At 29.5% G+C, this 18,361-nt stretch carries 18 protein-coding genes; 14 read left to right on the top strand and 4 right to left on the bottom strand.

The window, feature by feature from the left end; genetic code table 11:
- Positions 1 to 11 precede the first annotated feature (11 nt).
- Genes BM549_RS02855 through BM549_RS02875 form a run of 5 tightly spaced genes read left to right on the top strand, consistent with a single transcriptional unit; the run spans position 12 to position 6,501 of the window.
- A complete protein-coding gene (locus BM549_RS02855) occupies positions 12 to 1,973 on the top strand; it encodes a nucleoside-diphosphate sugar epimerase/dehydratase (RefSeq protein ID WP_290469025.1) in 1,962 nt (653 codons plus the stop codon).
- Between the two features lie 57 nt (positions 1,974 to 2,030).
- The gene (locus tag BM549_RS02860) at positions 2,031 to 3,329 is read left to right on the top strand and encodes a UDP-glucose/GDP-mannose dehydrogenase family protein (RefSeq protein ID WP_290468882.1); all 1,299 of its coding nucleotides are present in this window, start codon (positions 2,031 to 2,033) and stop codon (positions 3,327 to 3,329) included.
- Positions 3,330 to 4,319 (top strand): UDP-glucuronic acid decarboxylase family protein, encoded by a 990-nt coding sequence (locus BM549_RS02865; RefSeq protein WP_290468883.1) that lies wholly within the window; start codon positions 3,330 to 3,332, stop codon positions 4,317 to 4,319. It begins immediately after the preceding gene.
- Positions 4,320 to 4,322: 3 nt separating this feature from the next.
- On the top strand, positions 4,323 to 5,720 hold the full coding sequence (locus BM549_RS02870; RefSeq protein ID WP_290468884.1) for an exopolysaccharide biosynthesis polyprenyl glycosylphosphotransferase: 1,398 nt from the start codon (positions 4,323 to 4,325) through the stop codon (positions 5,718 to 5,720).
- A gap of 1 nt (position 5,721) precedes the next feature.
- A complete protein-coding gene (locus BM549_RS02875) occupies positions 5,722 to 6,501 on the top strand; it encodes a glycosyltransferase family 2 protein (RefSeq protein ID WP_290468885.1) in 780 nt (259 codons plus the stop codon).
- Here BM549_RS02875 and BM549_RS02880 read toward each other — a convergent pair.
- Positions 6,485 to 7,792 carry a phenylacetate--CoA ligase family protein gene (locus tag BM549_RS02880; RefSeq protein ID WP_290468886.1) on the bottom strand — a complete coding sequence of 436 codons (1,308 nt, stop codon included), beginning with the start codon at positions 7,790 to 7,792 and terminating at the stop codon, positions 6,485 to 6,487. The genes BM549_RS02875 and BM549_RS02880 overlap by 17 nt on opposite strands.
- A gap of 64 nt (positions 7,793 to 7,856) precedes the next feature.
- Here BM549_RS02880 and purD point away from each other — a divergent pair, with 64 nt between their 5' ends.
- Positions 7,857 to 9,131, top strand: coding sequence for a phosphoribosylamine--glycine ligase (gene purD, locus BM549_RS02885; RefSeq protein WP_290468887.1), 1,275 nt, complete (start codon positions 7,857 to 7,859; stop codon positions 9,129 to 9,131).
- 2 nt (positions 9,132 to 9,133) lie between these two features.
- On the opposite strand, the gene BM549_RS02890 is transcribed toward purD, so the two are convergent.
- Entirely contained in the window at positions 9,134 to 9,361 is a 228-nt protein-coding gene (locus BM549_RS02890; protein WP_290468888.1) for a uracil phosphoribosyltransferase, read from the bottom strand.
- Between the two features lie 82 nt (positions 9,362 to 9,443).
- Between BM549_RS02890 and BM549_RS02895 the strand changes: the two genes are divergently transcribed.
- Positions 9,444 to 10,364: a DUF6427 family protein gene (locus BM549_RS02895; protein ID WP_290468889.1), complete on the top strand. Its 921-nt coding sequence runs from the start codon at positions 9,444 to 9,446 to the stop codon at positions 10,362 to 10,364.
- Here the strand turns inward: BM549_RS02895 and upp are convergent.
- Complete coding sequence (gene upp / locus BM549_RS02900; RefSeq protein ID WP_290468890.1) at positions 10,353 to 11,012, bottom strand: uracil phosphoribosyltransferase; 660 nt, start codon at positions 11,010 to 11,012, stop codon at positions 10,353 to 10,355. The genes BM549_RS02895 and upp overlap by 12 nt on opposite strands.
- Before the next feature lie 75 nt (positions 11,013 to 11,087).
- Between upp and BM549_RS02905 the strand changes: the two genes are divergently transcribed.
- Both BM549_RS02905 and BM549_RS02910 read left to right on the top strand, forming a co-directional pair.
- The gene (locus BM549_RS02905; protein WP_290468891.1) at positions 11,088 to 11,696 is read left to right on the top strand and encodes a DUF4254 domain-containing protein; all 609 of its coding nucleotides are present in this window, start codon (positions 11,088 to 11,090) and stop codon (positions 11,694 to 11,696) included.
- Between the two features lie 39 nt (positions 11,697 to 11,735).
- Entirely contained in the window at positions 11,736 to 12,755 is a 1,020-nt protein-coding gene (locus tag BM549_RS02910) for a glycosyltransferase family 9 protein (RefSeq protein ID WP_290468892.1), read from the top strand.
- A 210-nt stretch (positions 12,756 to 12,965) separates the two neighbouring features.
- Here the strand turns inward: BM549_RS02910 and BM549_RS02915 are convergent, their stop codons facing one another.
- Positions 12,966 to 14,018, bottom strand: coding sequence for a ferredoxin--NADP reductase (locus BM549_RS02915; RefSeq protein ID WP_290468893.1), 1,053 nt, complete (start codon positions 14,016 to 14,018; stop codon positions 12,966 to 12,968).
- A gap of 109 nt (positions 14,019 to 14,127) precedes the next feature.
- Between BM549_RS02915 and BM549_RS02920 the strand changes: the two genes are divergently transcribed.
- The 5 genes from BM549_RS02920 to BM549_RS02940 all read left to right on the top strand — a co-directional run bounded on the left by BM549_RS02920 (position 14,128) and on the right by BM549_RS02940 (position 18,289).
- The gene (locus BM549_RS02920; RefSeq protein WP_290468894.1) at positions 14,128 to 14,460 is read left to right on the top strand and encodes a PadR family transcriptional regulator; all 333 of its coding nucleotides are present in this window, start codon (positions 14,128 to 14,130) and stop codon (positions 14,458 to 14,460) included.
- A gap of 4 nt (positions 14,461 to 14,464) precedes the next feature.
- Positions 14,465 to 15,157, top strand: coding sequence for a hypothetical protein (locus tag BM549_RS02925; protein ID WP_290468895.1), 693 nt, complete (start codon positions 14,465 to 14,467; stop codon positions 15,155 to 15,157).
- 47 nt (positions 15,158 to 15,204) lie between these two features.
- Positions 15,205 to 16,683 (top strand): DUF5687 family protein, encoded by a 1,479-nt coding sequence (locus tag BM549_RS02930; RefSeq protein WP_290468896.1) that lies wholly within the window; start codon positions 15,205 to 15,207, stop codon positions 16,681 to 16,683.
- 24 nt (positions 16,684 to 16,707) lie between these two features.
- Positions 16,708 to 17,415: an ABC transporter ATP-binding protein gene (locus BM549_RS02935; RefSeq protein WP_290468897.1), complete on the top strand. Its 708-nt coding sequence runs from the start codon at positions 16,708 to 16,710 to the stop codon at positions 17,413 to 17,415.
- Between the two features lie 286 nt (positions 17,416 to 17,701).
- Positions 17,702 to 18,289 carry a hypothetical protein gene (locus tag BM549_RS02940; RefSeq protein WP_290468898.1) on the top strand — a complete coding sequence of 196 codons (588 nt, stop codon included), beginning with the start codon at positions 17,702 to 17,704 and terminating at the stop codon, positions 18,287 to 18,289.
- Positions 18,290 to 18,361: the final 72 nt, after the last annotated feature.

An 18,361-nucleotide genomic window follows, 5' to 3' on the forward strand; every position in this document is an offset into this window, starting at 1 on the left:
TAATAGCTTTGATGTATAAAAAATTAAAACAAGCCATTTATCAAGTTTTAGAATCTAGTCGTAAAAAGATAGATTTTAAAAATATAAACTATTTGCCTAGATGGGCAATTTTATGTTTTGATATTGTTATACTACTAATGGCATTAGTCAACACAAAATTAATTGTTGGCATATTACAAAACGTAAAATACTATTCTTTTGTTCCAAATAAAACAGAGTTAATTGTAATAACTATTAATGTATTGTTCTTTATTTTATTTAGAACATATGCAGGATTAATAAGGCATTCTACATTTATAGATGCTGTAAAGTTTTTTTTAGCTTCTTCAGCAACATTAATAACTGCCTTTATAATACATTATACATATCTTTTAATAACAAAAGAACAGCTATTTTTAATACCAGAAATATTAGTATACTCAATCACCTCTTTTTGTGGTTTATTTTTATTTAGAATTTTAGTAAAACAAGTTTTTGAGGTATACTTAACTTATCAATACGAAGAAAAGCAACTTAACGTATTGGTGTATGGTACAAACGAAAATGCAATAGCAATTGCAAGTGCACTAAAATCTGAAAAGCCGTCAAGATATAAGGTACTAGGTTTTGTAGATAAAGACGGAAAAAATAAAAGTAAAGAAATTCTTGGCCTGCCAATAATATACATTCAAAGAAAAATAGCTACAACGTTAAGAGCTTATGGCGCACAAGCCCTAATTATAGCAGATAATAACTTAACAAAGGAGGAAAGTATAGAGATTGTTGATAGCTGCTTAGAATATAATTTTAAAGTATTTAGAGCACCATTAATTTCAGATATAGAACAAAATACGAGTCTATCTAATCAAATTGAAAAAATTCAAATTGAAGATATCTTAGAAAGAGATCCTATAAAATTAGATAATAAACTAGTAGCAAAAGAAATTTATAATAAGTGTATACTAGTAACTGGTGGAGCAGGTTCTATTGGAAGTGAAATTGTAAGACAAGTAGCAAACTATCAACCTAAAAAATTATTAATTTTAGATAATGCCGAAACACCGCTATATAGAATTCAACATGAAATAAAATACAATTTCCCTGATATTGTTTTTGAAGCTATTATTGCAGATGTTAGAAATAGGGCTGTAATTGAAGAAGTTTTTAAAGAGCACAATCCTAACGTTGTATATCATGCAGCAGCCTATAAACACGTACCGTTAATGGAAAGGCATCCACAAGAAGCTGTAATGGTTAATGTAATGGGTTCAAAAAACATTGCTGATTTAGCAAACGAATACAAAGCAGAAAAATTTGTAATGGTCTCTACAGACAAAGCTGTAAACCCTAGTAATGTAATGGGAGCATCAAAACGTATTGCAGAAATTTACGTACAAGCCTTACAACGTAAACTGCAAAAAAAGAATAAATCTAAAACCCAATATGTTACTACTAGATTTGGTAATGTATTAGGATCAAACGGGTCTGTTGTACCGCTATTTAAAAGACAAATTGAAGAAGGTGGACCACTAACCATAACGCACCCAGATATTATTCGTTATTTCATGACCATTCCAGAAGCATGCCAATTAGTAATTGAAGCTGGAGCTATGGGTAACGGAGGAGAGATTTTTATTTTCGATATGGGAGAAGCTGTAAAGATTATCGATTTAGCAAAAAAAATAATAAGATTAGCAGGCTTCACACCATACAAAGAAATAGATATAAAAGTAATAGGCTTAAGGCCAGGAGAAAAGCTCTACGAAGAATTGCTTAATGATAAATCTGAAACACTTCCAACATACAACGAAAAAATCATGATTGCTAAAATTGGCAGCCATGACTATAGTTTAGTTAATAAAATGATTTTAGAACTGGTAGAAACTGCTAAAGAAGGAACCAAAAATGAAATCGTTATAAAAATGAAAGACATCGTGCCAGAGTTTTTAAGTATGAATTCCTCATTTGAAAGATTAGACAAGAAAATAGTTTAACTTTATACCCATATTAAACTACTTTTAATAAAGTCACTAAGCTTCTAACAAAATTTAATGAAAATAGCAGTAATAGGAACAGGATATGTAGGTTTAGTAACCGGAACATGTTTAGCTGAGACAGGAAATGAGGTACTATGTATCGATATAGATAAAGATAAAGTAAACCAAATGCAGCAAGGGCATGTACCTATTTATGAGCCACATTTGGATGTTTTATTTGAAAGAAATATAAAATCTAACCGTTTAAAATTTTCTACTAGTCTAGAAGAAGGTTTAGAGCACGGTGAAATAGTTTTCTTAGCTTTACCAACACCAGAAGACGAAGATGGGTCTGCAGACCTAAAATATATATTAGGCGTCGCAAAAGAAATAGGTAAGCTAATAAAAAATTACAAAGTAATAGTTGACAAAAGTACCGTGCCTGTTGGTACTTCAGAAAAAGTAAAAAATGCAATTTCACAAAATGCAACAGTAGACTTTGATGTGGTATCAAATCCTGAGTTTTTAAGAGAAGGTTTTGCAGTGGACGATTTTTTAAAACCAGAACGTATAATAGTGGGAGCCAGTAGTGATAGAGCAATAAAACTAATGGAAAAGCTTTATAAACCTTACGTAAGGTCTGGAAACCCAATAATTGTAATGGATGAAAAATCTGCAGAACTTACCAAATACGCCTCTAATGCGTTTTTAGCAGCCAAAATTACCTTTATGAACGAGATAGCTAACTTTTGTGAAAAAGTTGGTGCAGATGTGGATAAAGTTAGAATTGGAATGGGAACAGACTCTAGAATAGGTAAGCGTTTTCTTTTTCCAGGTATAGGTTATGGCGGTTCTTGTTTTCCTAAAGATGTAAAAGCACTCCATAAATCTGGAAAAGACAATAACTACAATTTTCAAATTTTAGATGCAGTAATAAATGTAAATGCAAGACAAAAATTAATTTTAATACCTAAAATCGAAACGTATTTTAATAATAATTTACAGAATAAAAATATTGCCATTTGGGGATTGGCGTTTAAACCTGAAACAGACGATATTCGTGAAGCGCCAGCACTTTATACAATTGACGCGTTACTAGAATTAGGATGTAATATTACAGCCTTCGACCCAGAAGCAATGCCTAACGTAAAAAGAAAAATTGGCGATAAAATAAAGTATGCAGATTCCATGTACGATGCCTTAGAAAATGCAGATGCCTTAGTAATATGTACAGAGTGGAGCATTTTTAGAACACCAGATTTTAACCAAATAAATAAAAATATGAATGGAAAAATTATTTTTGATGGTAGAAATCTTTACGACGTAAAAGATGTAGAAAACGAAGGTTTTAAGTATATTTCAATAGGAAGATAAGTGAACAAAACAGTATTAATAACAGGTGCAGCAGGATTTTTAGGGTCACATTTATGCGATCGCTTTCTAAAAGAAGGTTATAATGTTATTGGTATGGATAACTTTATAACTGGAGACAAAAAAAACTTAGCACATTTAAAAAACAACTCTAAGTTTAGCTTTATAAAACATGATGTAACAGAGTTTATTAAAATTGAAACCAGTCTAGATTATATTCTTCATTTTGCGTCGCCAGCAAGCCCAATAGATTATTTAAAAATACCAATACAAACATTAAAAGTTGGTTCTTTAGGTACGCATAACTTATTAGGTTTAGCAAAAGCTAAAAATGCAAGAATTTTAATAGCATCAACATCAGAAATTTATGGAGATCCATTAGTACACCCACAAACCGAAGACTATTACGGTAATGTTAACACTATAGGCCCAAGAGGAGTTTATGATGAAGCGAAACGTTTTCAAGAATCTATTACAATGGCATATCACCGTTTCCATGGCTTAGAAACGCGCATTGTTAGAATTTTTAACACCTATGGCCCAAGAATGAGACTTAACGATGGTAGAGTAATACCTGCTTTTATGGGTCAGGCATTACGAGGAGAAGATTTAACAATATTTGGCGATGGTTCACAAACACGTTCGTTTTGTTATGTAGATGATCAAGTCGAAGGTATATACAGGTTACTTTTAAGTGATTATGCATTACCAGTAAATATTGGAAATCCTCACGAAATTAGTATTAAAGACTTTGCAGAAGAAATAATAAAACTTACTGGTACAACTCAAAAGGTTGTTTATAAAGAATTACCAATAAACGACCCTCTACAAAGACAACCAGATATTACATTAGCAAAAAATATTTTAAATTGGCAGCCAAAAATTAATAGAGAAGAAGGCATGAAAATTACCTTTAATTACTTTAAAAATTTAAACAAAGAAGAATTATATAAAAGTGAACATAAAGATTTTTCTAGCTTTAATTCAAAATAGCAAATGGAATATAAACGCGGTAGATATTCTTGGTTATTAAGGCCATTTTTAATGGTTTTTGACATAGCTGTTATAAATATTTTAGCGTTTTATTATTTTAATTTTAATGAAGAAAACCTATACTTTTTCTCTTCTGCTTTATTTAATAATAAACATTTATTATATATAATATATTCAATTTTTTGTTGGATGATTACATCATCTTTTATAAGCTTTTATAAAGTATATAGGTATACAAAAGCACTTAATATATTATCTTTATTAGCAAAACAATTCTTTCTTTATAGTATAATTGTTTATGCATTTATAGGTTTTTTTAGGAGTATTAATATTCAAGCCTTTGTAACTTTAAAATACTTGCTTTATGTGTTTTCACTAATAGCTTTAGCTAAACTTTTAAGCTATTATATATTAAAATCATACCGTTCGTATTTAAAAGGTAACCTAAGAAACGTAGTTATTATTGGTAAAAACTCAGGAGCAAAGGAATTAGAGTCTATATTTAATAGCAAAAAACAATTAGGCTATAATTTATTAGCAACTTTCAACACAAAAAAAAGTAATTTTTTAGACGAAAGTTTCACATATCTTGAAAACCATAAAAATGTTGATGAAATTTATTGTTCAATAGATGATTTAACAGAAAACCAAGTAAATAAGTATGTTAAATACGCCAATATAAACCACTGTAACATTAAGTTTATACCTAATACTAAAAAACTTTTTAGTAATAAACTTAAAACAGATTATTATAATTATTTACCTGTTCTATCAATGCCTGTAGTCGCATTAAATCAAGATGTAAATAAGTTTTTAAAACGGTGTTTCGATGTCCTTTTTTCTGCTTTTATAATTGTTTTCATATTATCTTGGGTATATATAATATTATTTATATTAATTAAGTTAGAATCTAAAGGACCTGTAATATACAAGCACAAACGAAATGGCTTAAATTATAAAGAGTTTTATTGTTTTAAATTTAGGTCACTAAAAACATTAAAAGAGGTAAAAGGTACTTATGTAAAAGAAAACGATACAAGGGTAACAAATATTGGTAAATTTATTAGAAGAACAAGTATAGATGAGTTGCCTCAGTTTGTAAATGTATTATTGGGAGATATGTCTGTTGTTGGTCCAAGACCACATATGTTAAGTTATACTGAAGATTATTCTAAAAAAATAGATAAGTACAACTTTATTTTTAGACATAATGTAAAACCTGGTATTACAGGCCTTGCCCAAGTTACGGGCTATCGTGGAGAAATTAAAAATGATGAAGATATTATTAATAGAGTGAAATTTGATATTTTTTATATTGAAAACTGGTCACTTTTTTTAGATATAAAAATTATTTTTCAAACTATAGTAAATATTGTAAAAGGACAAAAACAAGCCTATTAATTTGAAACCTCTTGTTTCTATAATAACACCAATGTATAATTCTGAAGTTTTTATTTCAGAAACCATAAATAGTGTATTAAATCAATCTTACAACAATTGGGAACTAATTTTAATAGACGACTGCTCAACCGATAATACTATAGCTGTAGCAAGTACCTTTCAGTTAAAAAACAAAAACATACACCTTTTAAAAAACACTAAAAACGCTGGCGCTGCAATATCTCGAAACAAAGGAATTAATGCAGCAAATGGCGATTATATAGCTTTTTTAGATGCAGACGATTTGTGGAAACCAATAAAATTAGAAACCCAAATTCGTTTTATGCAAACCCATAATTGCGATGTTTGCTATAGTAGCTACGAACAAATTAACGACAACGGAAAGCCTTTAAACAAGTTTGTTAAAGCCTTGCCAACATTAAGTTATTCACGTCTTTTAAAAAGCAACTACATTGGTAATCTTACAGGAATATACAACGCTAAAGTATTAGGCAAAATTAATGCTCCAAACCTTAGAAAACGCCAAGATTGGCTTTTGTGGTTAAAAGCTGTTGAGGTTTCTGGTAAACCTGCTCAGGGTATTCAAGAGTCTCTAGCCTATTATAGAGTAAGAAAAAATGCTATGTCTTCTAATAAACCTGAATTATTAAAACATAATTATAGAGTATACAGAAAAGGTTTAAAATTTCCAGTTATAAAATCGCTATACTATATGTTTCAGTTTCTAATTGAGCATTTCTTTGTAAAGTCTAAACTAATAACAACTATACATAAGAAGTAAACTGTTTTAGTTTACCACTTTTAGATCGCTTTAGTTCTTTTTTTATTTCAAAAACAACATTTAAATCAGGCTCTAAATATTTTAAAAATGCCTCTTCAATTTCAAGCTTTTTTTGTTTTGTTAGTTCATGCTTGGCTACGTAACTTACTTTAAAAGTATCTATTTTTTGCTGGTCTATTATAAATTCTTTTACTGTAGAATTGTCTTCAATAATAGTTTTGGTAACATAATAAAAAGTTAGTCCAGCAGCTTTTTTACCACTAGGTAAAGTGGCAATATCACTAGTTCTTCCAACAAGTTTTTCTAAAATAGGTTTTTGTAATGTGCTTTTTTTAGAGAGCATTCCAATATCTCCCAAATCGTATCTAATAAACGGGTGTGCTTTATTATAGAGAGCTGTAACGACAACGCGACCTATTTCGCCATAAGGTAAAATATTGTTTTGTTCGTCTAATATTTCAACATATAAATCTTCATTATTTACTTGCCATTCATCATCTGGGTTTTGAAATGCAATTAAACCTAATTCGGCAGAGCCATATTCGTTTACAACAGGTATTCCAAATTGCTTTTCAAGTAAGTCTCTATCGTTTTCAAAAAGCATTTCAGAGGTTACAATACACACTTTCAAATTAGGACAAACTGTTTTTAAAACAATGTTTTTTTCTTGTAAAAATTTAGCAAATTGTACAATTGCACTAGTATAACCGTTTATATAATCAAAACGTGTTTTGCTAAATTTGATTAGATTTTTTTCTAGTTGTTTATTACTTAAATCAAATACAGAAAACCGAAATCTATTGGCTAAAAAATCTTTTAAACGTTCTTTATAATAGCCTTTTTTATTTAATGGAATACCATAAAAACGGGCTTGTTTTGATGTATTTAAATCTAGGTTAAACCATGAATAACGGTGTTTAAAAACAGACCAAGTTAAAGCATGAGAAAATTTATCTTTTGCAAAAATAAATGGCGTTCCAGAAGATCCCGAAGTTTTACTAACGTGGCAGATGTTTTTTGTATATCCAGAAGACAATCTATTATCTAGCGGCTGCTGTAAATCTGTTTTTGTTAATACAGGTAACGAGTTCCAATTATCAACATTAGTATTTTTAGTAATGCTATTATAGAAACTATTGTGCTCTAAATGATATTTTACAATAGTCTTTTTTTGTAGCTCTATATGGTTTAATAATTCAGTTTCATTTAATTGTTTTATCTCATTAAAAGTGCGGTTGGCTTCCTTTATAGGGAAACCATTATATTTTAAGCTGAGGTCAAATAAATTCAAAAGAAAAAATTATAAATATGTTTTTGTAAAGTAAATAATTATTTTTGCCAAAACAACTACAACAATGAACATTTTAGTACTAGGATCTGGCGGAAGAGAACACACAATTGCATGGAAGCTTGCACAAAGCGATAACTGTAGAAATTTATTCGTTGCACCAGGAAACTCTGGAACTGCATCTATAGCAACAAATGTGCCTGTAAATGTAACAGACTTTAAAGCGATTAAAGAAATAGTTTTAAATAATAACATTACAATGGTAGTTGTTGGGCCAGAAGATCCACTAGTTCAAGGTATTCACGATTTCTTTTTAGATGACGAAGCGCTAAAAAATGTAGCAGTAATTGGACCACAAAAAGCAGCAGCAGAATTAGAAGGTAGTAAAGAGTTTGCAAAAGAATTTTTATACAAACACAATATACCAACAGCTGCTTATAAAAGCTTTAATGCTAAAACCGTAGAAGATGGCTATACTTTTTTAGAAACTTTAAAACCACCTTATGTACTTAAAGCAGATGGTTTAGCAGCAGGAAAAGGAGTAGTAATACTTGAGAATTTAAACGAAGCTAAAGCCGAGTTAAAAGCAATGCTAGTAGATGCTAAATTTGGAAACGCAAGTACAAAAGTAGTTATCGAAGAGTTTTTAGACGGTATAGAACTAAGTTGTTTTGTTTTAACAGATGGTAAAAACTATAAAATTTTACCAACAGCTAAAGATTATAAAAGAATTGGTGAAGGCGATACAGGTTTAAATACTGGTGGAATGGGCGCTATTTCTCCTGTACCTTTTGCAGATGGTACTTTTATGGCAAAAATAAAAGATCGTATTGTAGAGCCAACAATTAAAGGGTTGCAAAAAGATAACCTTCCATATAAAGGCTTTGTTTTTATTGGTTTAATAAAAGTAGGAAAGGAGCCTTATGTTATAGAATATAATGTGCGTTTAGGTGACCCTGAAACCGAAGTTGTTTTACCGCGTTTAAAAAACGATTTAGTAGAAGTATTTCAAGCAGTCGCAAACCAAACGTTAGATACTGTTACAATTGAAATAGATGAGCGTGCAGCGACAACTATTATGTTAGTTTCTGGTGGTTATCCTGAAGCTTATGAGAAAGGAAAAGAAATTTCTGGATTAGATGCTATAGAAGGTTCTATAGTGTTTCATGCTGGAGCACAAGAAAAAGATGGTAAAATTGTAACCTCTGGAGGTCGCGTAATGGCAGTTACAAGTTATGGTGAAACCTATAAAGAAGCCATAAAAAAATCTTATCAAAATATAGAAAAACTACATTTTGATAAGATGAATTACCGAAACGATATTGGTTTCGATTTAGATTAATTTTATAAAAAAGAATGAGAAGATATAGATTTGTCTTCCTCATTATTGGCATTAAATTTCTTTAATTGTAATATCCAGTATACCATAGCTACAGTACCAATTAACATAAAAAACCAGTTAATACCATTAGCTAAAAACCAATTTTCTAGCTCTAAAGCTCTTAATCCATCAAGTGGAGCAAAGGCAACATTTACAAAAAAGTCTTGAATGGCGTAGAATATATCTTTCATTTTAATATTTTTTAATTGTAAACCTAGTATAAAACTCGGTTTAGAGTAGTAAATTTATTAAGCAAAAATACAAAAACCTATAATGATAACAAGTATTTTTAGTAAATCTAAGCCAATTAATTTTTTAATTGTTTTTTTAATTTCTGCATTAGCATTATTTATTGCTATTAATAAGTATGCTAAAGATGAGATACATTTAAATAATTATAGCGTGTTAGCTATTGCTCTTGTCTGTGTTTTTTTATCTGCGTTATTAATAGATTTTATTGTTGCAAAAAACACACTATCTAAAAAACAAAACTTAGAACCTTTATTGTTTTGTTTATTTTTATTAGCTGTGCCTCAGGTGTTTTTAAGTTATAAGGTTGTGCTTTCTAATTTTATAATTCTTTTAGCATTAAGAAGAATTTTAAGTTTAAGGTCTCAAAAAAATATTGAAAAAAAGGTTTTTGACACTTCAGTTTTAATAGCTTTAGCAAGTATCTTTCATTTTTGGGCTATACTTTTTTTACCATTAATTTATATCGCTATGTTATTATACTCGATAACTAATTTAAAAAAATGGGCAATTCCATTAATTGCTGTGTTTTCGGTAATAGTTCTAGCGATTACTTATTCTCTATTAGTAAATAATAATTTCTTTTCGGCACTACATATTAATCCGGCCATTAGTTTAAATTTAAACGCTTACAACTCAACACAATTTATTGTTGTAATAACAATGCTTTTATCCTTTGGTATATGGTCTTCGTTATTCTTTTTAAATGCAATTAAAAAAAAGAAAAAAACCTTTCGTCCATCGTATAAAATTGTATTTTTTAGTTGTTTAATTTCACTAATTATTGCCGTAATAACACCAATTAAAACGGGTGGTGAATTTTTGTTTTTATTCGCACCGTTAAGTATAATTATTTCAAATTATATAGAAATAATAGAAGAAAAATGGTTTAAAGAACTCTTTTTTATATTATTAGTTGCTATTCCAATATTTTTATTGTTGTAGTTTTTGGCCAAAAGCTAAATCTCCTGCATCACCTAAACCAGGTACTATATAACCTTTATTATTTAACTTTTCATCTACAGCAGCAATCCATAAATGGGTATTGTCTGGAAAATGTTTGTTAGCAAAATCAATACCTTCTTGGGCACCAATAACAGCAGCTAGATGTATTTCTTTTGGTGTACCAAAAGGTTTTAAAGCTTCAAAAGTTGCAAGTAGTGATTGTCCAGTAGCAATCATTGGGTCTGCTAAAATAAGTGTCTTACCCTCAAGATCTGGACAAGCCAAATATTCTACAATAATTTCAAAACTTTCTGGGTTTTGTAAATGATGGCGGTAAGCAGAAATAAACGCATTTTCTGCAGTATCAAAATAATTTAGTAAACCATTGTGTAAAGGCACTCCAGCTCTTAAAATAGAACACAAAACAACTTCATTGTTATAAACTTCAACATTAGTTTTTGCCAAAGGCGTTTCTATTGTTTTGCTAGTGTAAGTAAGAGATTTACTCATTTCATAACCTAAAATTTCACCAATACGCTCAATATTTCTTCTAAAGCGCATACTGTCTTTTTGGATATTTACATCTCGAATCTCAGCAATAAATATGTTTAAAATAGAGTTTTCCTTCGTTAAATTATGTATCTGCATTGTGTTTAAACTATATAATGTAAATGGTAAAGTTAAATATTTATACGTAGTTTTGCCTAAATTAAAATAAACCTTATGTTTTCAAGTAAAGCTAATGCGATTTTTCAAGAAGTAATTGAAAAATATCACGAAATAAATACAGTAGATCAACCATTTGTAAATAAGTATGATGAAAAATCTAACTTATTAGAACACCTTTTATATAGAAAATGCTGGATTGATACTGTACAATGGCATTATGAAGATATTATACGTGACCCAAAAATAGATCCTGTTGCAGCATTAAAATTAAAGCGCCAAATAGATGCTTCTAACCAAGATAGAACAGATATGGTTGAGTATATTGATAGCTATTTTTTAGAAAAATATAAAGACGTTACTCCAAAAAGTGATGCCACTATTAATACCGAAAGTCCTGCTTGGGGAGTTGACAGATTATCTATTTTAGCCTTAAAAGTCTACCATATGGAAGAAGAAGCAACTCGTGAAGATGCTACAGATGCCCATAAAAGTGCTTGCCAAGCCAAATTAAATATTTTACTTGAGCAACGTGTAGACTTATCTACAGCTATCGATACTTTACTAAACGATATTAGTAATGGCGATAAATACATGAAAGTGTATAAGCAAATGAAAATGTATAATGACGATGAGCTTAATCCTGTATTAAGAGGGCAAAAATAATTTGCTTTTAGCAGCTTGATTAGTTCGTAATTTTTTTAAATGCCAAAACCTAAGCATATTCTGGTTATTAGACTCTCTGCAATGGGAGATGTAGCCATGTCTGTACCTGTATTACGTGCTTTTAGTAAACAATATCCAGACATAAAACTTACCGTTTTAACACGTGCGTTTTTTAAACCTTTTTTTAGAGATTTAAAAAACGTATCTGTTTTTGAGGCAGATTTAAAAGGAAGACATAAAGGTGTATTAGGACTTTATAAACTTTCAAAAGAATTAAAAGTTACTGGTGTAGTTCAAGTTGCAGATTTACACAATGTACTTAGAACACATATTTTAAAGATCTTTTTCTTCGGAAAAACATTTAAACAAATAGATAAGGGCCGAAACGATAAAAAAGCATTGGTAGAAGGTAAAGTTTTTAAGCAGTTAAAAACAACTCACGAACGCTATGCAGATGTATTTAGAGGTTTGGGTTATTCATTATCATTAGAAAATCCAGACTTTCCAAAGCAATCTACATTATCTGAATATATTCAAGAAATTATTGGTTCAGATAATAAAAATTGGATTGGTATTGCGCCATTTGCTCAATATGAATCTAAAATGTATCCTTTAGATTTAATGGAATGTGTTATTGCTTCATTGTCTAAAAAACACAAAATAATCTTGTTTGGTGGTGGCAAAAAAGAAATTAAAGTTCTTAATGGGTTTCAAAATAAGTACAGTAATGTAGTTAACCTTGCAGGAAAGTTAAACCTTAGTCAAGAACTAGATGTTATTTCTAATCTTGATGTTATGTTGGCAATGGATTCTGGTAATGCTCATATAGCTGCAATGCTAGGTATAAAGGTAATTACAGTATGGAATGTTACACATCCTTATGCTGGTTTTATGCCATATAATCAACCCAAAGAGTATGCTATAACTGCAAATAGAGAACAATTTCCATTAATACCAACTTCTATTTATGGCAACAAGTATCCAGAAAAGTATAAGGACGCAGCAAGGACAATTGCTCCAGAAACTATAATAAATACTTTAGAAAGTATATTAAAATAAAATGCCTCATTAAAAAATGAGGCATTTGCTTGTTACAACAATTATCGTTATCCCTTAAACTAACAAAATCTTTATGTTATAAACTATACTCAAATATAGCTTTGGGTAGTGTTTTTTATATTTTTAAAAACTTGAAAACAAATTCCATTCGTTTAACGGTAATTTTTTTCGCTAAAAAGCAGGTTTTGTTACAATTTGATTAAATCTGTATTAAACGTCATCATAATCAACAACAATCTTAGAACTTGTAGGCTGCGCTTGGCATGTTAATATTAAGCCTTCAGCAACTTCATTGTCTGTTAAAATATTGTTTTGTCTCATAGTTGCTGTTCCTTCTGTAACTCTAGCAATACAACTACTACAAATACCACCTTGACAAGAGTATGGCGCATCTAAGTCTTTTTCTAGAGCAGCTTCTAAAATGGTTTGCTTTTGTGACATAACAAAAGATTCTTCTTCATCGTCAACTAAAACTGTAATATTAGTTTCACCAGTATTTATTGTGCTAATTACTGGTTCTGGAGTAGAAACTTTAAAAAGTTCAAAGAATATCGAATCTTCGGTAATATTATTTTCAGCTAAAACATCTTTTACTGTGTGTATCATTGCTTCTGGACCACAAAGGTAAAAAGCATCAATAACAGTGTGTTTATATTTATTTTTTACTATAAGGTTTACAGTGCTTTTTTCAATGCGTCCAAATAAAGCATCTGGTTCTTGAGATTGGCTAAAAACAAATTGTACATCAAAACGTGCTTTATATTCATGGTGTAGTTTTAATAACTCGTCTAAAAACATGGTGTCATTAGTCGTTTTATTACCGTAAACTAATACAAAAGTACTGTTTGGTTCTTCTTCTAAAACCGTTTTAGCTATACTTAAAACAGGAGTTATACCACTACCAGCTGCAAAAGCTGCAATAGTTCTGGTTTTAGTGGCATCTGGATTAAAAATAAAACGGCCTTGAGGTTCTGCAACCTCTAGTGTGTCTCCAATTTTTAAATCGTTATTTGCAAATTTTGAAAATGTACCGTTTTCAACCGCTTTAACAGCAACAGTTATTTCGCCACTTTTTGGAGACGAACATAAAGAGTAATCTCTTCGTACTTCGGTACTATTTATTTTCGCCTTCAATGTTATGTACTGTCCAGCAATAAAATTAAATTGATGTTTTAAATTCTCTGGTATAGAAAAAGTTAAACTAACAGCATCTTTAGTTAGCTGTTGTATATTTTTTATTGATAATTTATGAAATTGAGCCATCGCTTATTTTTTTTGTAAAAATAGTGAAGCTAAAAGAGTTTATAAATCAATTAAGGAAAAAATAATACATAAGCATTTTATGCATAAGAAATTTATGTATATTTGTTTTATGAGTAATTCTAAATTATATAAAGGTAGTTTAACTACAATTATTTTAAAGCTTTTAAACGAAAATGATAAAATGTATGGTTATGAGATTACCCAAAAGGTAAAAGCGTTAACTAAAGGCCAACTTAAAATTACAGAAGGCGCATTGTATCCTGCTTTGCATAAATTAGAAGCAGAAGGTTTACTAAGTGTTGAGGTAAAAAAAGTAGATAACCGTTTACGTAAATACTACAAAATAACAGAAAACGGAGAAAAGGAAACTACCAACAAATTAGATGAATTAGCAGAGTATATAAAAACAATGCAAGCTTTGGTGAACCCAAAATTAGCCTAATTACATGCAAAAAATAAATAATGAACAAATTGAAGAATTGTATGCTTTTACAAGAAATCACTTTGTAGAGTATTACGATTTACAAACCGAATTAGTAGACCATTTGGCTAACGATATTGAAGCTATGTGGGAAAAACAACCAGAACTTAATTTTGAAGACGCCAAAAATGCAGCTTTTAAAAAATTTGGAGTGTTTGGTTTTTTAGAGCCTATAGAGCAAAAACAAAAAGCTATGGGTAGACGTTATAGAGGTTTTTTATGGAACGAGTTTAAAGCCTGGTTTACCTTACCAAAAGTGGTATTTACACTCTTAATTTTTGTGATTTTTTACGCAGCATTTTCTTCTGTTTATGTAAAGTATTTTTCTATTACTTTTTATTTAGGTATAGCTATTTGGAGTATATACAGAACCATACAGTTAAATAGAATTTTTAGACGCAGAAAAGAAAAGTCTAATAAAAAATGGATGATGGAAGAGATGATATTTAAACAAGCAGGAGGAACACTTTTAGTTTTTATGTCTCAAATACATACATTTTATAACCTATCAGAAAGTTTTACTCTTAATGCATATACCGTTGCTGGTTTAGCCACAGTATTTACTATTCTATTTTTGGTAAGCTATATAAGTTTTCAGTTACTACCAGAAAAGGCCGAAGAACTTTTAAATAAAACGTATCCAGAATATGCTTTGTAACAAAAAGGCATTTAAACATACTTATAGGCTAAACTAAACCAAAAACTATGTTTAAAAAATTTATTAGTCTGGAGTGGAAACAGTTTTTTCGCTCTGCAAATTTTGGAAAAAGTATAGGCATTAAAATATTTATGGGCTTCCTAGCCTTATATTTTATTGTTGTTTTTCTAGTTATGGGCTTTGCTTTGTATCCAGGACTTAAAGAACTCTATCCAGATGGCGATCCATTTATAATAGTAAATAGTTTTATTTTCTTTTGGGTTTTGGCCGATTTAATGATTAGATTTTTCTTTCAAAAATTACCGGTAATGAGTGTAAAACCATTGTTAACCTTACCAATAAACCGCAGTAAAATTGTAAATTATGTTTTAGGAAAATCGGTAATTTCATTTATGAATTTCCTGCCGTTTTTTGCTATAATTCCTTTTAGTATTGTTCTTTTATTTAATGATTATAATTCTGGAGTTGTAGTAACATGGGTGTTAATAATGCTATTAATAATACTCATTAATAATTTTTTTAATTTTATTATTGAAAGTTATTCGTCTGAAACCGAACTTTCCTTTCTGCCAATAATTGTTTTAGTTGGTGGTTTATATGCTTTAAATTTTTTCGAAATTATAAATATAGCCGATGCTCTAGGAAATGGCATTTTAGTAATAACCGAAAACCCAATTTTTTTACTTGTACTAATACTTGTTTTAATAGGCTTATATTTTTTTAATTTTAAAATTCTTAGAAAAAAATTATTTCTAGACGCTTCGTTAAAAACAAATATTAAGGAAGTAAAAACGTCTAATATGGGATGGACAAAACGCTTTGGAGACATTGCACCATTCATGCAATTAGATATTAAATTAATTTTGAGAAACAAACGTTCAAAATCATCGGTATGGATGTTAGTTATGGGACTTTTATATGGTTTATTTTTCTATCCGCAACCAATATATCAAGACATGCCAGTGGTTTTTGGTTTCGTGGGAATATTTGTAACAGGAATCTTTTTAATAAATTTTGGTCAATTTATCCCAGCTTGGGACAGTAGCTATTATAAAATGCTAATGAGCCAAAATTTAAAGTACGAGCAATATTTAAAATCTAAATACACTTTAATGGTTATGAGTGTTTTTATAATGTTTGTATTAAGTATTCCTTATGTATATTTTGGATGGAAAATTTTAGCAGCACATTTTGCAGCAGCCATTTATAATGTAGGTGTAAATTCTTATGTAATTTTAATAGGAGGCTCTTACAACCGTAAAAAAATTAATTTAAATGAGCGCGCAGCATTTAATTTTCAAGGTACAGGCGCAGTACAATGGCTAATTGGTATTCCATTAATGTTATTTCCTGTAGCTATATTTTCAATATTTTATTTCACTATAAATTTCGAAACAGGTTTAATTGCTTTAGCAGGATTAGGATTAACAGGTATAATATTTCATCAAAAACTAATGAAATTTATTACCAAAAAATATCTAGCCTCTAAATACGAAATGATAAGCGCTTTCGATCAAGAAAACTAACCAACACCACTAAAATTAAAGATTATGATAACGACATCAAACCTTTCAAAAACATATAATAACAATACCGTTTTAAAAATTGATAATTTAGAAATACCTAAAGGACAAAGTTTTGGTCTTGTAGGAAATAACGGAGCAGGAAAAACAACATATTTTAGTTTGCTACTAGATTTAATAAAACCTACTACAGGACATATTAAAAATAACGATGTGTTAGTAAGTGAAAGTGAAGATTGGAAACCATTTACTTCTGCCTTTATAGACGAAAGTTTTTTAATAGGTTACCTAACTGCCGAAGAGTATTTTTATTTCATAGGAGAACTTCGTGGTCAAAACAAACAAGATGTAGATAATTTGGTTGGTGAGTTTAAAGATTTCTTTCATGGCGAAATTCTTCAGCAAAAAAAATACCTTAGAGATTTAAGTAAAGGAAACCAAAAGAAAGCAGGAATTGTTGCAGCCTTAATAGGTAATCCAGAAGTTATAATTCTTGATGAACCTTTTGCAAACCTAGACCCAACAACACAAATTAGGTTAAAAGTTATAATTAAAGATTTAGCAGAAAAGCGAGGCGTTACCGTTTTAATTTCTAGTCATGATTTATTACATGTAACAGATGTTTGTGAGCGTATTGTAGTGTTAGAAAAAGGAGAAGTAGTTAAAGATTTAGCAACAAGTGAAGCGACTTTAAAAGAACTTGAAGCGCATTTTACTGGTAGTGTTGAGGTTTAATTATTTTATTTACGGTTTTCCCGTAATAAATTTTTTCCCCAATAATACCTCTGGAGATTTTGTTACTTTTATAAATCAATACACGCCATAAATATGATTTATAAATTCTTTATTAATAAAAGAGGTTGGTCACTATCCACAATGTGAAAATGCTTTATGGAATGGCCCACGTTTTGACAATGACTCGTTCGCTTTTAATGGTAAGTTTGGACCTTTAAAAGGAAATCCTGCGCTTCCACAACCAACTCTTCATAAAAAAGCCAATTTAACTGATTATTTGTCTGCTATGGATAATAATAGGTATTTAACAATATCTCCAAGTTTATATGTTTTTTTAAAACCTTTTTTAAATACACATCAAACATGGGATATAAAAGTTTCTAATGATGTTTATAAATTTGATAGAGGAAAAAGTGAGTATCTTTTTAAAGCGGGTGCAAAACAAAAATTACATGATTATAAAATTTTACACATATCTTATCCTAAAAGAAATTTTATAAACTTTGAAAAAAGTGTCTTTTTTACTGATATAAAAGATAATTATTTGAAAAACATGAATATGGAAGGAATTTCTGAGTCTTACATAGAGAATCCAACTCATAAAAAAATAGAAATTACTTCTGATAATGACTATAGATCGCTGATTGAAAAAATGAAGCATATTAAGCCTAAATCAGTTGTCATCCCTAGAAAAATAGTTTGTAATTTAAATTATAATAAAGATGAGATATTTAGACTTATAACACCTATAAATAATATGTCTGGCTATTATGTTTCCGCAGAATTAAAAAAGAAGATCGAAGAAATAGGGTTTACAGGCATGGAATTTAAATTATTAAAAAATTTAAATCCAAGCATCAAGGTTGAGGTGTAATTATTTTATTTGCGGTTTTCCCGTAATAATTTTTTTTCCAAATAATACCTCTGGAGATTTTGTTACTTTTAT

It is taken from the genome of Lacinutrix sp. MedPE-SW (assembly GCF_001874145.1).
Classification (GTDB): Bacteria; Bacteroidota; Bacteroidia; order Flavobacteriales; family Flavobacteriaceae; genus Lacinutrix.

Bases quoted from the DNA above. Each gene is read 5' to 3' on its own strand.
- BM549_RS02855 (WP_290469025.1), top strand. From the start codon at position 12: ATGTATAAAAAATTAAAACAAGCCATTTATCAAGTTTTAGAATCTAGT.
- BM549_RS02860 (WP_290468882.1), top strand. From the start codon at position 2,031: ATGAAAATAGCAGTAATAGGAACAGGATATGTAGGTTTAGTAACCGGA.
- BM549_RS02870 (WP_290468884.1), top strand. From the start codon at position 4,323: ATGGAATATAAACGCGGTAGATATTCTTGGTTATTAAGGCCATTTTTA.
- purD (WP_290468887.1), top strand. From the start codon at position 7,857: ATGAACATTTTAGTACTAGGATCTGGCGGAAGAGAACACACAATTGCA.
- BM549_RS02890 (WP_290468888.1), bottom strand. From the start codon at position 9,361: ATGAAAGATATATTCTACGCCATTCAAGACTTTTTTGTAAATGTTGCC.
- BM549_RS02895 (WP_290468889.1), top strand. From the start codon at position 9,444: ATGATAACAAGTATTTTTAGTAAATCTAAGCCAATTAATTTTTTAATT.
- upp (WP_290468890.1), bottom strand. From the start codon at position 11,012: ATGCAGATACATAATTTAACGAAGGAAAACTCTATTTTAAACATATTT.
- BM549_RS02905 (WP_290468891.1), top strand. From the start codon at position 11,088: ATGTTTTCAAGTAAAGCTAATGCGATTTTTCAAGAAGTAATTGAAAAA.
- BM549_RS02910 (WP_290468892.1), top strand. From the start codon at position 11,736: ATGCCAAAACCTAAGCATATTCTGGTTATTAGACTCTCTGCAATGGGA.
- BM549_RS02915 (WP_290468893.1), bottom strand. From the start codon at position 14,018: ATGGCTCAATTTCATAAATTATCAATAAAAAATATACAACAGCTAACT.
- BM549_RS02920 (WP_290468894.1), top strand. From the start codon at position 14,128: ATGAGTAATTCTAAATTATATAAAGGTAGTTTAACTACAATTATTTTA.
- BM549_RS02925 (WP_290468895.1), top strand. From the start codon at position 14,465: ATGCAAAAAATAAATAATGAACAAATTGAAGAATTGTATGCTTTTACA.
- BM549_RS02930 (WP_290468896.1), top strand. From the start codon at position 15,205: ATGTTTAAAAAATTTATTAGTCTGGAGTGGAAACAGTTTTTTCGCTCT.
- BM549_RS02935 (WP_290468897.1), top strand. From the start codon at position 16,708: ATGATAACGACATCAAACCTTTCAAAAACATATAATAACAATACCGTT.
- BM549_RS02940 (WP_290468898.1), top strand. From the start codon at position 17,702: ATGGATAATAATAGGTATTTAACAATATCTCCAAGTTTATATGTTTTT.